This window comes from Sphingopyxis indica, from assembly GCF_900188185.1.
GTDB lineage: Bacteria > Pseudomonadota > Alphaproteobacteria > Sphingomonadales > Sphingomonadaceae > Sphingopyxis > Sphingopyxis indica.
This window is the reverse complement of sequence record NZ_FZPA01000009.1, coordinates 78,164-91,206: the sequence shown is the minus strand read 5'-3', so window position 1 is coordinate 91,206 and position 13,043 is coordinate 78,164. Positions and strand designations below refer to the sequence as shown.

Sequence of the window (13,043 nt, the reverse complement as noted above, 5' to 3'; positions counted from 1 at the left end):
CCGCCGTGCCCGGGACGCGGCGGACAGATTCCGCGGGAGAAAAGAGCCATCGGAAGGCGCTGGTGGGAAATGCGGGGCGTGTGCCCTAGGTCGTAAACTCATAAATGGCGCCGTCGAGGCGCCCAAATGGCGAACAGCTCGGGGCGAAAGACGCGCCGGGAAGGCTGGTTGCCTTTCCAAGCGGCTTGCGCCCCGAGATGGAAGCCATTTGGGCGTCCCGAAGGGATTTGACCAAAATGGCCCATTGCTTCGTCGAGAAGTCTTGAAATATCGACATATGTCTTCGCCTTCTCTCCTCGCACTGGGCCATTTTGCTTCAAACCTCGATGGCGCCATTTATGAGTTTACGACCTAGGATGGAGCGCGCCGCGGGCCTTGCGACTGTCTTCGCCGGTTCAAGGCGATCCCGTCGCCGAGGGCGCGCCCGAGCGCGACGAGCCGCGCAGCCTCCTGCCTGCAGTCATAGCGCAGCCCCGGTTCGCGGCAGAAATCGGGCCAGCGGTTGGTGCGGCGCCAATAATCGACCAGGCCGATCTGCGCCATCTTGACGAAAAAGCGGGGATCGCGGCGTAGCGGCGCCACCGACGGCCAATAGAGCAACGACCACTGCCCCGCCGTATCGCGCACCGGCGCGCGATTAAGCCAGGCCAGAGCCTTCGCCATGTCGCCCGTCCGGCTATAATGCGCCGCGAGGTAGTAGGCAACGGGGGGATGGCGCGCGAACTCCTCTTCGGCGGCCGCGTCCAGCGCGCTACGGTCGGCGGCCGGGTCGGCGATCTGGTGCAGCAGGAGCAGCTCGAAAGTCCGCCGCTCGTCGGGCTTCGCTGCCCGATAAAGCGCGGCCGCGGCTGTCCGGCCATATTCTTCGGCCAGCCGGCGGCGATGTTCGGCAAGATCGGGGTGTCCCGGCCACAAGCGCTCCACTTCAGCGAAACGATCCGAGGCGTCCTTCAGCCGCCCGGCCGCCGCCAATCGCCGCACCACCCCAAATGCCTTGGCGATCGAGGTTGGATCGGCCTCTGCCGCCCGTATCGCCGGATCGACGCTGGCACCGACAAAGCCGGCCTGGAACAGTCCGAGCGCGTTCGCCATCAGCGCCGGCGGAAAATCGGGGTCGATCGCCAGCGCGCGGTCGATCTTCGGCAACCCCTCGACCGCAAACAGCTCGCCCCTGCCGGTCCACGACCAGGCGACGAGCGCCAGCACATTGGCAGGATCGAGGGTAAGGGCGTGATGGACGTCGCGAATTGCCACCTGTCGCCGCCGTTCCCGTTCGGCCGGCCTGTCACTCCCGTCGATAGACATGGCGCGCGCGAGGGCCAGCCACGCCCATGCCGACGCGTCACCCGGCCAACGCCGCGTCATCTCTTCAAGCAGGCTGGTCATGCGGGCGATTTCCCGGCGTCGATTGGCATCGCAAATCGCGAACACCAGGACGCGGCGGTCGGCATTGGTAGCGAGCGCGCGATCGCGGCCGTTCATCGACAGTCCGCAATCGACCATGTTGGCAACCGACACCGCCGTCCGTTCGCGAAGGAGCGTCAGATTGCCCGTCGTCTCGTACAGCCGGTTCGACCACAATAGCGATCCGCCGACCGCATCGACGACGCGCGATTCGCTGCTCAGCGCGTTTCCTTCGCGATCAATCGCGACGCGAACGATGAAATCCTCGCCATCGTCCCGCGTCCGGCCGTCCAACACCCGCACCACCCCGCCCGACGCAGTGGCTAGCCGGACGAAATCCGCCGCCAGCGCGTCGGCGAACTGTTGTTCCAGCGCATCTCCACCGCGCGGGACGACCGGTTCGATCCGCACGACCGGCGCGGCAAATGCCGCGGCGCGCGGCGCGCCTCGCGGCGCATCCGCTCCCACAAGCGACAAGGCGACAATCCCGGCGGCGAGCACCCCCACCCTTCCGGCAAACGGCCTTCCAGCCGGCCGCGCGGTCTGCTGATTGCGGGAGCGCAAGGGCACAATGGAGGCAGGAACCAAGGGCGCGGGACGTGGCGGGCGGCTCGCCGTCAGATTCTTGTAGAGCGTCCTGGTTTCAGGAGACGGCTTGCCGTCGAGCCCGCGTGCTACCGCGTCCTCGATCCGTTGCCAGGCGTGGCGCACCCCATCGTCGTCGCCCGCCTGCCACCGTGCGCGCATCACCAGCCGCGCCGCATGTTCGCTACACGGATCGAAGCGCGTCATTCGCTCGGCCACCGCCAGCGTCTGGTCGATTGCGCCGGCGTCGAACAGCCGATCGGCCATCGCCAGCACCTCGCGGACGATCCCCTCATGCCGGCGCGCACGTTCGGCGGCCAGCCAGTCGTCCCAGACCTCGTCGATGCCGCCGAGGTCGGCCAGCAGGGCGGCGCCCTCGCCCGGCAACCAGCGAAGCGCCTTTTCGGTGTCGTCCGCGGCGCAAGCCGCCAGAAGAAACGACATGTCATCGGCGACTTGCGCCCGGTCTATCCTCACAGTGTCGCGATCGGCGTGGATGAGCGGAGGCGAGGCGCGCGTCCACGCCTTCAATTCCATCAGGCACTGGCGCAGGCTGGCGTGCGCCTGGGTCTCGGCGCGGCGGCTCCAGAACAGCGTGCTCAGCCGGTCCCGTGTAAGCGGACCGTCCGCCAGCGCCAGACGCGCGAGCAGCGCCCTGGCCTTGCGGCCGTGCGGAACGAAGGCGGGGGGATCGACGGTAAAGTCCCCGAGCAACCGGAATGTCGGTGTCGGGGCCGCATCACTCTGCGCGCCGATAGCGCGAATCGCATGCACGGGCGTGCCTCCTCCAACGGGGATCGGCGCGCCCAGATATTGCTTTCGACAAACGGAATACCACCGATTTCACGCGAAATGAACGAAAAATTGCCCGACATCGCCGACTGACGAACTTTTAATATAGTTTTGACGCTGCTTTCACGGCCGCCGCCATGGCCCTGCCGCATAGTCCTTCTCGTCCACCGCCGCGCGACGACTGCGGGCGGCGCGGTCTTTGAAAAGGAGGAAGCCCATGAATCGCCTTATTTGCCTGACCGTCCTGTCGCTCGCCGCCACGCCGGCGGCCGCCCAGCCCATCATCGCCACCGCAGCGAGAGGCGAAGGCCAAACCGTCCTCGTCCACTATAGCGATCTGAACCTGAGCTCGGAAAGCGGGATGGCCCGTCTCGACAGCCGCTTGCGGGCCGCCGCCCGTCAGGTGTGCGATGTGCGTCTGGACAAGGAGTCGCTCCGCACCATGACCGCGGAATCGCGCTGCTTCGACACCGCGCTCGAACAGGGCCGGCAAGCGGGGCGCGAAATCATGGCCGCGCGCCAGTCCGGTCAGCAACTCGCAGCGCAGACCATTACCGTCGCCCGGCCCTGAACGCCGCGACAGCCGCAAATTTGCTCCCTATGTCCCTTGCGGGAGCAACGCCGGAACCGTTCGCGAACGGTTCCGGCGATTTGCTCTGCTCGCCGTCTGCGTGGTCGGCGCCAGCCTCATTCGGGGCCGGTCGGCTTTTCCAGTATCGGATAGCGGTTTTCGCCGGCCCCGGCAGGCATCGGATCGAGCGTCTGGAGCGGAAGGCGGACAGGCCATCTTCCAAATCACATCAGCAAGGGGCTTGCAAATTGTAGGAGTATATAGCTACCATCGGGGCTGATCGAATTGGCTCCCTCATGGCGAAGGAAGATTCCTTGCCCCACATTCTTCCTTGTACCCGGCCGTCGCGACGGGATCTCCTTGCGAGCGTCGGCATCGCCGCTGTGACGATCGGCCTCGGCCCGCTGCGTGCGGATGCGGCGGTCGTCGGACCCGCGGCGGCCGAAGCGAAGCCAGCGCGCCTCAGGCCTTTCGATATGGCGGACGTAACATTGGCCGAGGGCCCGTTTCTGCACGCCCAGCGCATGACCGAAGCCTATCTGCTGCGGCTTGAGCCCGACCGGATGCTGCATAATTTCCGCGTCAATGCCGGATTGCAGCCGAAAGCGCCGGTCTATGGCGGCTGGGAATCGGAGCCGACCTGGGCGGACATCAACTGCCACGGCCATACACTGGGCCACTATCTCTCCGCCTGCGCATTTGCCTATCGTTCCACCAAGGACGCGCGCTTCAAGCAGCGGATCGACTATATCGCCGGGGAGTTGGCCGCGTGCCAGAAGGCTTCGGGTTCGGGGCTGGTCTGTGCCTTTCCCGACGGACCGGCGCTGGTGGCGGCGCATATCAGGGGGGACGGGATCACCGGCGTTCCCTGGTACACGCTGCACAAGCTCTATGCGGGGCTGCGCGACGCCGCGCAGCTCGCCGACAGCGCCGCCTCGCGCGAAGTGCTGATACGCCTCGCCGACTGGGGCGTCGTGGCAACCAAGGCTTTGACCGATGCGCAGTTCGAAGCGATGCTGGCGACCGAACATGGCGGAATGAACGAAATCTATGCCGATCTCTATGCGATGACCGGCAAGGAAGAGTATCGCACGCTCGCCGGGCGTTTTTCCCACAAGGCGGTGATGGAACCACTGGTGAAAGGGCGCGACCTGCTCGACGGGCTGCACGCCAACACGCAGGTGCCCAAGATCGTCGGGTTTCAGCGCGTCTATGAAGAGACCGGCGACGAACGCTATACGCAGGCTGCGGCCTTCTTTTTCCGCACCGTGGCGCATACCCGCTCGTTCGCCACCGGCGGGTTTGGCGACAACGAGCATTTCTTTGCGATGGCCGATTTCGACCGGCATGTCTTCTCGGCCAAGGGGTCCGAAACCTGCTGCCAATATAATATGCTCAAGCTGGCGCGGCTGTTGTTCATGCAGGACCCGCAGGCCGACTACGCCGACTATTATGAGCGCACGCTCTACAACGGCATCCTCGCCTCGCAGGACCCGGATAGCGGGATGGCCACCTATTTTCAGGGCGCTCGGCCGGGCTATATGAAGCTGTATCACACGCCGGAGGACAGCTTCTGGTGCTGCACCGGCACGGGGATGGAAAACCACGTCAAATATCGGGATTCCATCTACTTCCACGACGACCGGTCGCTCTATGTGAACCTCTTCATCCCCTCGGCGGTGGTATGGAAGGAGAAGGGAGCGCAGCTGGTCCAGCGCACCAGCTTCCCCGACGTGCCGGCGACCAGCCTGCAATGGACGCTGCGCGCGCCGGCCGAGATCGCGCTCCAGCTGCGCCATCCGCGCTGGAGCCGGACGGCCATTGTCCTCGTGAACGGGCGGGAGGTGGCCCGGTCTTTGGTGCCCGGCCGCTATATCGAAGTCGCGCGGCGGTGGCAGGATGACGACCGCGTCGAACTGCATCTCGAAATGGAGGCGGCCGTCGCAAGCGCGCCGGCCGCGCCCGACATCGTCGCCTTCACCTACGGACCGATCGTGCTCGCCGGCGCGCTCGGCCGGCAGGGGCTGGAACCCGGCGGCGACATCGTCGTCAACGAGCGCAAATATGGCGAATATAACGGAGGAGAGGTGGCGGTGCCGGCGATCGCCGGCGATCCCGAAACGCTCGCGGCGCAGTTGACACCGGGCAGCGCTCCGCTGGAGTTCAGCATGGCGGCCGAGGACGGGACGCCGGTGCGCCTGATACCCTATCACCGCATCGCGCACGAACGCTATGCGACCTATTGGAAGGTCAAGCCCGGCATCGCCTGAATCGCGAGCCGCAACAGCCGGCGGGCTCTCCGTTCCCCACCAGGACCCGCCAGCATCAGTTCGAGTTCGGCGCCCAAAATCCGCGACCTGGGAATATTGATCAGCGTGCCGGAAGGTGATCGACACCGGAACGCTCTGCAAATTCTCCTACCGGCGCTGTTCGGTGACGACAATGTCGTCCGCCGCATCGCCGCCACCGTCCTGCGCCAGCGCCGTTATCGCCCCGGCAAAGACGCCGGGCGCCGCGACCAAACCGGCGCCCAGTCCCTTCATATCCCAATCCCCTTCCTCGCCGGCGGCGTGGCGCTGGGGAACGAAGCCGCCGCGCGCGCGCCCAAATATGGCGCCCCGCCCGAAGCGCTGGGGCTGCTTCACTATCTGACGCTGATCAATTCCTTCGGGTCGAGCCTTCAGAAGCTCGAAGCGATGGAAGGCGGCGCGCAGGAAAAGCGGCTCGTCGGCGGCTCGTGGATTCTCAGCAAGAAGATGGCCGAGGGATTGCAGGACAAGAGCCGCCTCTCCTCGCCGGTGCGAAAGATCGTCGGCTGGGACCGCGACATCGTCGAACTCCACACCGACACGGGCGTCGTCCGCGCGCGGCAACTGGTCTTTTCCGCAAGCCAGGGGGTCGCGAGCAGGATCGTCTTCGCCCCCGCCCTCCCCGCCGCGCGCGCCGCGATGCACCGGGCGTGGCCGGTCACCGCGAAGATGCGCAAGGCGGTGCATGTCTATGCGCGGCCCTTCTGGCGCGATGCCGGGTTCAACGGCCAGGTGCTCGACATCGGCGGCGCTTTGCTCTGGTCCGCCGACAATTCGCCGCCCGATGCGTCGGTCGGCATCCTCACCTGCTTCGTGCGCGAAGGCGCGCTGCCCGCCGATCCGGCCAAGGCGGGGCCGATGCTCGCCGCGACCTATGCCCGGGCGCTCGGCGAGGCGGCGCTCCACCCGCTCCAATATCACGAGATCGACTGGGGCAGCGTCGACGAATGGACGCGGTCGTGCGTCTCGCCCTATCCGCCGGGCTTTCTGACCCGATGGGGCGCGGCGTCGCGCGAGCCGATGGGGCGCGTCATCTGGTCGGGAACCGACATGGCCGAGCTTCACCCGAGCTCGATGGACGGAGCGATCCGGGCCGGGCGCAAGGCGGCGCTGCAGGCGCTCGCCGCGCGAGTGCGGGCATGACCCGCGCGGCGTGGCGCCCGATCGGCGGCTGGTTAGAAGAACCCGCCGACCTTCGCCCGCCGCTCGAAGACCCCGCCGGCGCCGGTGTCGTCATCGTCGGCGGGGGGTTTCGCCGGACTGTCGACCGCTCTCGAACTTCGCGCACGCGGCGCCGATGTCGTGCTGATCGAGGCCGTGTTCGCAGGCTTTGGCGCGAGCGGGCGCAACGCGGGCCTATTCGGCGCCCGATCCCGCGACCGCGACGACGCGCACCTCGACCTTATATTCGGGTGCCGCCAGATCCGTGACACAGACGCGCGTCGCGGGGGCGAAATGATAGCTGTCGTAGAGAAATTGGGTGCCCGCGGGCACGATCTGCTGTCGCTTCGCGCTCATCGCCGCCTCCCCCTCAATGGACCTTCCGGAACACCGGCGAACGATAGGGTTCGCCTTCAGATGCCCGGTTTCCTTCTGAAACAGGAAGCCATGCTGCGTGAAGCGGCTCTACGACGCTATCGAGAACGGAATTGCCGACGTGGACGACCCAGCTCTCAAGGAGCGCATAGCGACGCTCAAGGCGACGCGCGATCAGGCAAAGGCCGACGCTGAGCGCGTGGCGGCTTCGCTCAGCGCTGAGGGCCGGAAGGCGGTCGCGCCCGCCATGCTGGCGAACTTCGCCAGCGCCGCGCGCAAGCGGATGCGAAATGCGAACGGCGGCTATCGCCGCAATCACCTCCGCGCGCTGGCGCAAAGGGTGGAAGTCGCTGCCCATGAAGTTCGGATTCTCGGCTCGAAAAGCAATCTGCTGCAAGCGCTGATCGCAGGGGTCGCCGAAACAAAGCCGGGCGCGGTGCCCAGCTTTGTTCCGAAATGGTGCGCCCGACAGGATTCGAACCTGTGGCCCCCAGATTAGGAATCTGATGCTCTATCCTGCTGAGCTACGGGCGCGCCGCGGTTCGTGTAGCGGCGTCGGGCGTCGCGCGTCAATCGGCGGATCAGTTCACCGCGTCGGGCGGGACAAAGGGCACCAGCAGCGGGATTGCGGCGATGCCGTCGTCGTGCAGCGCCTGCGCCTCTTCGGGCGAGGTCTGGCCGTGGATCATATCCTCGGGCGCCCGGCCCTCGTGCATCGCGCGCGCTGCCGCCGCAAAGTCGCGGCCGACCCAGCGCGAGCGCGGCAGCATTTCGGCCTGCTTCGACGCAATCGCCGCGAGTGCGGCGCGGATCGCCTCGGGCACCGGAGCGTTCGGCGTTTCGGCGGGCACGGGCGCGGGAGCCGCGGACGCTTGCCGGTTCGACTTCGCGCCAACGCGCGGCGCCATCACCGCCTTGCGCACATCGTCGTCGCCGCAGACGGGGCAGGCGATCAGCCCGCGCGCCTGCTGATCGGCAAAGCTTTCGCTGCTCGCGAACCACGCCTCGAAACGGTGGTCGCCCGCGCTGCAGCAAAGATCGAAGACGATCAAGCGTCAAGCCTTTCCGAGCAGCGGATCGAGTCCGCCCTTCGCATCGAGCGCGGCAAGCTCGTCGCTGCCCCCGATATGCCGGCCGTCGATGAAAATCTGCGGGACCGTGCGGCGGCCGCCCGCGCGCTCGACCATCGCGTCGAATCCGGCGCGGTCCATCGTCACGTCGATTTCCTCGACATTCACCCCCTTGCGGTCAAGCAGCGCCTTGGCGCGCGTGCAATAGGGGCAGAGAAATTTGGTATAGACTTCGATTTTGGCCATGCGGCTATCCTGTCATCCTTTCGTCACCCATATCGGAATCCAGCGTGGCAAAGTCAAATGGCGCGCCCGCCGTCATGGCTTCGGGGACCACGCGCGCCCAGGTCAGCGCCGACACGCGCGCGGCGCCGCTGCGGCGTAGCAGGCGCGCGGCGGCGCGCAGCGTGGCCCCGCTCGCGTGGACATCGTCGATGAGGATCAGGTGGCGCCCCCGACAGCGCGTCTTGGCACCCGCCCCCAGCGAAAAAGCACCCGCGACGATGCGTTCGCGCTCGCGGCGCCCCTTGCCGCGCAGCGACGGGGTCGCCTTGCGCCGCATCAGCAGATGGGGATCGTGCGCGACGCCGCTCAGCCGCGCCAGCTCGCCTGCAATCAGGGCGGCTTGATTGAAGCCGCGCGACCAAAGCCGCCAACGGTGAAGCGGCACCGGAACCAGCAAAGCCTTTTCCGTCGCCTCCTCTCCGGCAAGCGCGCGAAGCGGGCGCAGCATCAGTCCCGCCATCAATCGCGCATGGCCGAGGCGGCGGCCATATTTGAGGCGAAGCGCCACCGTTCGTGCAGCGCTGCCATAGGCCACTGCCGCCGGCGCGCCTTCGAACGGCGGGAGAGCCGCAAGGCAGGCGCCGCATTGCAGGTCCGCACCCGCCGCGGCGCCGGGCAATGGAATCGAGCAAAGCGCGCAGGCGGGACCGTCCAGAAAATGCAGCCCCGACCAGCAGTCGAGGCAGAATTGCCGGTCGGCGGCGACGATGGTGCCGCACGCCGGACAGCGCGGCGGCAGCGCATAGTCGACGACCGCGCGCGCTGCTTCACGCAGGCCGTCGATCAGCCGCGCGGGCTTGCCCATGGCGGAAAATCCCCCTTCCCTGGCCATGAGACCCTTGTGAAGCAGGATGCGGGACGGCACAAGCGCGCGATGGCCGCTTCCCCCGCCCCGCTCTTCTCGTCCGCGCGCCACCGCGCCCAGCGCGATCGCCTTGCCCGGCAGCCCGCCGGCGCCGACTTTCTAGCGCCGATCGTCGCCGAAACCCTGCTCGACCGGCTGTCGATGGTGACGCGCGACTTCGCGCGCACGCTGCTGATCGGCGGGCACGACGCGTCGCTCGCCGGCGCATTGCAGGCGACCGGAACCTGCCTCACGATCCTCGAAGCCGGGCCGCGGCTCGCGGCGCGAACCGGCGCGATCGAGGCCGAAGCCGACACGGTGGACCTGCCGTTCGCCAGCTTCGACCTGATCGTCTGGCCCGGCGGCCTCGACAGCGTCAACGACGTTCCCGGCGCGCTCGTCCGCCTGCGCGCGCTGCTTGCCCCCGACGGCCTGTTGCTCGGCAGCTTCGTCGGCGACGGCAGCCTGCCGCGGCACCGCCGCGCGATCATGGCCGACGGCGTGCGCCCGATCGCGCGTATGCACCCGCAGATCGACCTTTCGGCGATGGGCAACCTGCTCCAGCGCACGGGCTTCACCATGCCGGTGGTCGATGTCGAGGCGCTGACCGTGCGCTACGGCGACTGGTTCGCACTGGTGCGCGACCTGCGCGCGACGGGGCTTGCAAGCCGCCTCACCCCCGCACCGCCGCCGCTGACGCGCGAAGAGGTGGCGCGGATCGCCGCCGCCTTTGCCGCGCAGGCCGACCCCGACGGGCGTGTCGCCGAAAGCTGGCGGCTGATCCATTTCAGCGGCTGGGCGCCGCACCCCGACCAGCCGCGCCCGGCCCGGCGCGGCAGCGGCACCGCCTCGCTTGCGGAAGCGTTGAAACCGAAACAATAATCGTCGCCCCGGCGAATGCTGGGGCCGTTATTCGGTGTAGCGCAAGCTTGCCGGCGGCCCCGGCTTTCGCTGGGGCGACGACGCTTCAAATCAGCGCCTCGAGCAGACCGATCAGCGGCCGGTCGGCGGGCGGCATGTCGAGCGCGTAGAGATCGACGGGGCGCACCCAGCGCAACGCCGTCGCATGGATCGGCTGCGGGGTGCCGCGCCATTTGCGGCACGCATAGACGAGCAGCAGCAGGTGCCGATCGCCGATCCGGTCGCTGGCGAAGCAGGCGGGGGCAAGGCAGGCTTCCTCGACGTCGATCCCGAGCTCCTCGTGCAGTTCGCGCACGAGCGCCGCTTCGGGCGTCTCGCCCGCCTCCAGCTTGCCGCCGGGAAATTCCCACAGCCCCGCCATCGCCTTGCCCTCGGGACGTTGCTGGACGAGCAGCCGCCCATCGCCGTCGACGAGCGCGGCGGCGACCACGATCAGGCCGTTTTCTGCGGGTTTCGCGGGGGGCGGGGCGATCAAATTGTTAACTTTCCTGTGCGACCATGGACGCCTCGGGAACTATAAGTTTGTTAGGGGTGGAACAATGTCTATCTTTTTCAGGCTGCTGCGGTCGACCAGGGCCGCAACGGCCATCGAATATGGGCTGATTATCGCGCTGATCTTTCTGGCCGCCGTATCGGCGATGACGTCGGTCGGCAAGTCGACCGCGGGCATGTGGAATCGTGTTTCCACGACCACGACGAACGCGGTGAACAAAAGCTGAGCGTCCGGTGCCGGCACATCAGCGCCGATTTATCGCTTCGGTCCATTAAACTTTTCAAAACCAATTCGCCTTAGACCCGCAGCGTTGACCACGACCAGACCGTCAACAGGGTAAGTGACTTATCAGGAGACCAGACATGAAGTTCATCAAGAAGTTCGTTCGCGACACCAAGGCCGCGACCGCCATCGAATATGGCCTGATCGCCGCGCTCATCGCCGTTGCTGCGATCACCGCGCTCAGCAATGTGGGTGGCAGCGTCAGCACGACCTTCAACAAGGTCAACACCGAGCTTACGACGGCCAACTCGAAGTAACATCTTTTTCGGCCGATCCAATTGCTGGGTCGGCGCGATATTCGGAAGGGGCGGTGGAAACACCGCCCCTTTTTCGCTACCGGCCGTCAGCGCCCCGCGTAAACCACCAGTTTCACCTTCTGCCCCGGCGTCAAACGCGCGTTGGCGGCAAGCCGGTTGAGCACCTGAAAGCGCTCGACCTGATAGTTGCTGTACGCCATGCGGCGCGACAGGTTCGCCGCCGTATCTCCTTGCCGCACCGTCACGACGTCGACCCGCCGCGGCTTGATCGCCGCCGCTTCGCTGGCGCTCAGGCGGCGCAGGCTGCCGAACATCGAGTTGAAGGTCCCCGCTCCGCCCGCCTTGGTCAGCGCGACGAAATGAAACGCGCTGCTGCGCGAAAATTCATAGGCGAAGACGGTGACATCGACCTGCCCCGACTGGCTGTTGGCGCGGACGGTGGTGTAATAGGCGGGAATGCCGTTCACCGTCGTGCGCTGGATCGTGCCGGGCGTCAGATTGGCGTCGCCGCCGATCGCCTTCAGCACCGATGCGATATAGGCGTTCATGTCGCCATTGTAGCGCCCGGTCGAAAATTGCGCCTGTCCGCCGTTGCCGCTGATGTCGACCGCGGTCGTTCCGTTCTGCATGCCAAAGCCATTGGGCACCGTGAATGCCAGCCGCAAGTCGGGATGCAGGAACTGCCGTCCCTCGACGACACCCTGCGCCGGATCGTCGCCATATAGCACGCCGTCCACCGAGGCCATGAACGCATCGGCGTTGCGAACGCCGCCGGCGCCATAGCGGCTCGCGAGTTGCTGCGCGTTGCGCACGCGCGAAGCCGGGTCGGGGTGCGTGCTCGCCCATTCGGGGATCGAGCGCGCATCGCCGGCGATCCGTGCTTCGAGATCGGTCTGGTTCGCGAGGCTCGCGAGCATCGTCGACAGCGCCAGAGGATCATAGCCCGCGCTCTTCAGATATTGCACGCCGAGCTGGTCGGCCTCGAGTTCCTGGCTCCGCGAAAAGCCGAGCGTCGCGAGCTGCGCAACCTGCATCGCATTATTCTGAAGCAGCCCGCCGAGCGAGCCGAGCAGCCCGCCTTCGCCGCCGATCGCGCTGCCGAGCACGGCGCCGAGCACGCCGAGGATGCTGTTGCGCGTCGCGGCCGACTGGCGCTTTTTGCTGTGCTGCGCGGCGACATGGCCGACCTCGTGCCCCAGCACGCCCGCCAGCTCGGCCTCGTCGTTCATCAGCGCCATCAGCTGGCGCGTGACATAGACATAGCCGCCGGGAATCGCGAAGGCGTTGTTCACCGGCGAATTGAGCAGGGTAACGGTGAAGTCGCCGCGCGCGTTCGACATGCCCGACTGGACGGCGATAGTCTGTCCGACGCGCGTGACATAGGCGGCCTGCGGCCCGGCATAGGCGCCGCCGAATTCCTGGAGCAGCTGGGGGTGCGCCTCGGCGCCCTGCTGGCGTTCGGCGGGGGTGATGCTGGTCGCGGTGCGGATCGTCTTGGTCCTGGCGTCGGCGGGACCGCTTACCCCGCTCCCCGCCATCGCACATCCCGCCAGCGCCATTGCCAGCGCCGTCGTCATCGTCGTTCGGGCCATGAAATGCGTCTCCCCTTTCAGGCTTCCTTCAACCCCTCCCGCGAAGGGAGGCGCTCGATGGAGGGAACGCAACTTGCAGGATCGGGTTCCCGTCCGCGCCAG

Annotated in this window: 14 protein-coding genes, 1 tRNA gene and 1 pseudogene; 7 read left to right on the top strand and 9 right to left on the bottom strand. The window is 67.0% G+C overall.

Features of this window, described 5'->3' with window-relative positions:
• Window positions 1-351 precede the first annotated feature (351 nt).
• Window positions 352-2,763 (bottom strand): AfsR/SARP family transcriptional regulator, encoded by a 2,412-nt coding sequence (locus tag CHB69_RS12895; protein ID WP_141133986.1) that lies wholly within the window; start codon window positions 2,761-2,763, stop codon window positions 352-354.
• 235 nt (window positions 2,764-2,998) lie between these two features.
• Here CHB69_RS12895 and CHB69_RS12890 point away from each other — a divergent pair, with 235 nt between their 5' ends.
• Together CHB69_RS12890 and CHB69_RS12885 are read left to right on the top strand one after the other, a co-directional pair.
• Complete coding sequence (locus CHB69_RS12890; RefSeq protein ID WP_089216412.1) at window positions 2,999-3,352, top strand: UrcA family protein; 354 nt, start codon at window positions 2,999-3,001, stop codon at window positions 3,350-3,352.
• 476 nt (window positions 3,353-3,828) lie between these two features.
• Window positions 3,829-5,622: a glycoside hydrolase family 127 protein gene (locus tag CHB69_RS12885; RefSeq protein ID WP_245836790.1), complete on the top strand. Its 1,794-nt coding sequence runs from the start codon at window positions 3,829-3,831 to the stop codon at window positions 5,620-5,622.
• A 147-nt stretch (window positions 5,623-5,769) separates the two neighbouring features.
• On the opposite strand, the gene CHB69_RS20680 is transcribed toward CHB69_RS12885, so the two are convergent.
• On the bottom strand, window positions 5,770-5,895 hold the full coding sequence (locus CHB69_RS20680) for a hypothetical protein (RefSeq protein WP_281252662.1): 126 nt from the start codon (window positions 5,893-5,895) through the stop codon (window positions 5,770-5,772).
• A gap of 27 nt (window positions 5,896-5,922) precedes the next feature.
• Between CHB69_RS20680 and CHB69_RS12880 the strand changes: the two genes are divergently transcribed.
• Both CHB69_RS12880 and CHB69_RS20720 read left to right on the top strand, forming a co-directional pair.
• Window positions 5,923-6,804: a flavin monoamine oxidase family protein gene (locus CHB69_RS12880; protein WP_089216410.1), complete on the top strand. Its 882-nt coding sequence runs from the start codon at window positions 5,923-5,925 to the stop codon at window positions 6,802-6,804.
• 84 nt (window positions 6,805-6,888) lie between these two features.
• A pseudogene (locus CHB69_RS20720) lies at window positions 6,889-7,113 on the top strand (FAD-dependent oxidoreductase); the annotation flags it as partial.
• 79 nt (window positions 7,114-7,192) lie between these two features.
• Here CHB69_RS20720 and CHB69_RS20555 read toward each other — a convergent pair.
• The 5 genes from CHB69_RS20555 to CHB69_RS12850 all read right to left on the bottom strand — a co-directional run bounded on the left by CHB69_RS20555 (window position 7,193) and on the right by CHB69_RS12850 (window position 9,357).
• Window positions 7,193-7,594: a hypothetical protein gene (locus CHB69_RS20555; RefSeq protein ID WP_245836792.1), complete on the bottom strand. Its 402-nt coding sequence runs from the start codon at window positions 7,592-7,594 to the stop codon at window positions 7,193-7,195.
• 60 nt (window positions 7,595-7,654) lie between these two features.
• A tRNA-Arg gene (locus tag CHB69_RS12865) sits at window positions 7,655-7,731 on the bottom strand.
• Between the two features lie 47 nt (window positions 7,732-7,778).
• On the bottom strand, window positions 7,779-8,249 hold the full coding sequence (locus CHB69_RS12860; protein ID WP_089216409.1) for a DUF1178 family protein: 471 nt from the start codon (window positions 8,247-8,249) through the stop codon (window positions 7,779-7,781).
• 3 nt (window positions 8,250-8,252) lie between these two features.
• Window positions 8,253-8,513, bottom strand: a complete 261-nt coding sequence (gene grxC, locus CHB69_RS12855) for a glutaredoxin 3 (RefSeq protein WP_089216408.1) — start codon at window positions 8,511-8,513, stop codon at window positions 8,253-8,255.
• Window positions 8,514-8,517: 4 nt separating this feature from the next.
• Window positions 8,518-9,357 carry a double zinc ribbon domain-containing protein gene (locus CHB69_RS12850; protein ID WP_089216407.1) on the bottom strand — a complete coding sequence of 280 codons (840 nt, stop codon included), beginning with the start codon at window positions 9,355-9,357 and terminating at the stop codon, window positions 8,518-8,520.
• Between the two features lie 69 nt (window positions 9,358-9,426).
• Here CHB69_RS12850 and CHB69_RS12845 point away from each other — a divergent pair, with 69 nt between their 5' ends.
• Window positions 9,427-10,278 carry a methyltransferase domain-containing protein gene (locus tag CHB69_RS12845; protein ID WP_170935552.1) on the top strand — a complete coding sequence of 284 codons (852 nt, stop codon included), beginning with the start codon at window positions 9,427-9,429 and terminating at the stop codon, window positions 10,276-10,278.
• 85 nt (window positions 10,279-10,363) lie between these two features.
• Here the strand turns inward: CHB69_RS12845 and CHB69_RS12840 are convergent, their stop codons facing one another.
• Window positions 10,364-10,792, bottom strand: coding sequence for a (deoxy)nucleoside triphosphate pyrophosphohydrolase (locus CHB69_RS12840; protein WP_170935551.1), 429 nt, complete (start codon window positions 10,790-10,792; stop codon window positions 10,364-10,366).
• 64 nt (window positions 10,793-10,856) lie between these two features.
• On the opposite strand from CHB69_RS12840, the gene CHB69_RS12835 reads away from it, so the two are divergent.
• Together CHB69_RS12835 and CHB69_RS12830 are read left to right on the top strand one after the other, a co-directional pair.
• Window positions 10,857-11,036: a Flp family type IVb pilin gene (locus tag CHB69_RS12835; protein ID WP_089216406.1), complete on the top strand. Its 180-nt coding sequence runs from the start codon at window positions 10,857-10,859 to the stop codon at window positions 11,034-11,036.
• Between the two features lie 136 nt (window positions 11,037-11,172).
• The gene (locus tag CHB69_RS12830; protein ID WP_089216405.1) at window positions 11,173-11,349 is read left to right on the top strand and encodes a Flp family type IVb pilin; all 177 of its coding nucleotides are present in this window, start codon (window positions 11,173-11,175) and stop codon (window positions 11,347-11,349) included.
• A gap of 86 nt (window positions 11,350-11,435) precedes the next feature.
• Here CHB69_RS12830 and CHB69_RS12825 read toward each other — a convergent pair whose 3' ends face one another.
• Window positions 11,436-12,941, bottom strand: coding sequence for a M48 family metalloprotease (locus CHB69_RS12825; RefSeq protein ID WP_425442426.1), 1,506 nt, complete (start codon window positions 12,939-12,941; stop codon window positions 11,436-11,438).
• Window positions 12,942-13,043 lie beyond the last annotated feature (102 nt).

Excerpts from the sequence above, each read along its gene's own strand:
- grxC (WP_089216408.1), bottom strand. The coding sequence starts at position 8,513 with ATGGCCAAAATCGAAGTCTATACCAAATTTCTCTGCCCCTATTGCACG.
- CHB69_RS12830 (WP_089216405.1), top strand. The coding sequence starts at position 11,173 with ATGAAGTTCATCAAGAAGTTCGTTCGCGACACCAAGGCCGCGACCGCC.
- CHB69_RS12845 (WP_170935552.1), top strand. The coding sequence starts at position 9,427 with ATGGCCGCTTCCCCCGCCCCGCTCTTCTCGTCCGCGCGCCACCGCGCC.
- CHB69_RS20680 (WP_281252662.1), bottom strand. The coding sequence starts at position 5,895 with ATGAAGGGACTGGGCGCCGGTTTGGTCGCGGCGCCCGGCGTCTTTGCC.
- CHB69_RS12850 (WP_089216407.1), bottom strand. The coding sequence starts at position 9,357 with ATGGGCAAGCCCGCGCGGCTGATCGACGGCCTGCGTGAAGCAGCGCGC.
- CHB69_RS12885 (WP_245836790.1), top strand. The coding sequence starts at position 3,829 with ATGGCGGACGTAACATTGGCCGAGGGCCCGTTTCTGCACGCCCAGCGC.
- CHB69_RS12835 (WP_089216406.1), top strand. The coding sequence starts at position 10,857 with ATGTCTATCTTTTTCAGGCTGCTGCGGTCGACCAGGGCCGCAACGGCC.
- CHB69_RS12825 (WP_425442426.1), bottom strand. The coding sequence starts at position 12,941 with ATGGCCCGAACGACGATGACGACGGCGCTGGCAATGGCGCTGGCGGGA.
- CHB69_RS12890 (WP_089216412.1), top strand. The coding sequence starts at position 2,999 with ATGAATCGCCTTATTTGCCTGACCGTCCTGTCGCTCGCCGCCACGCCG.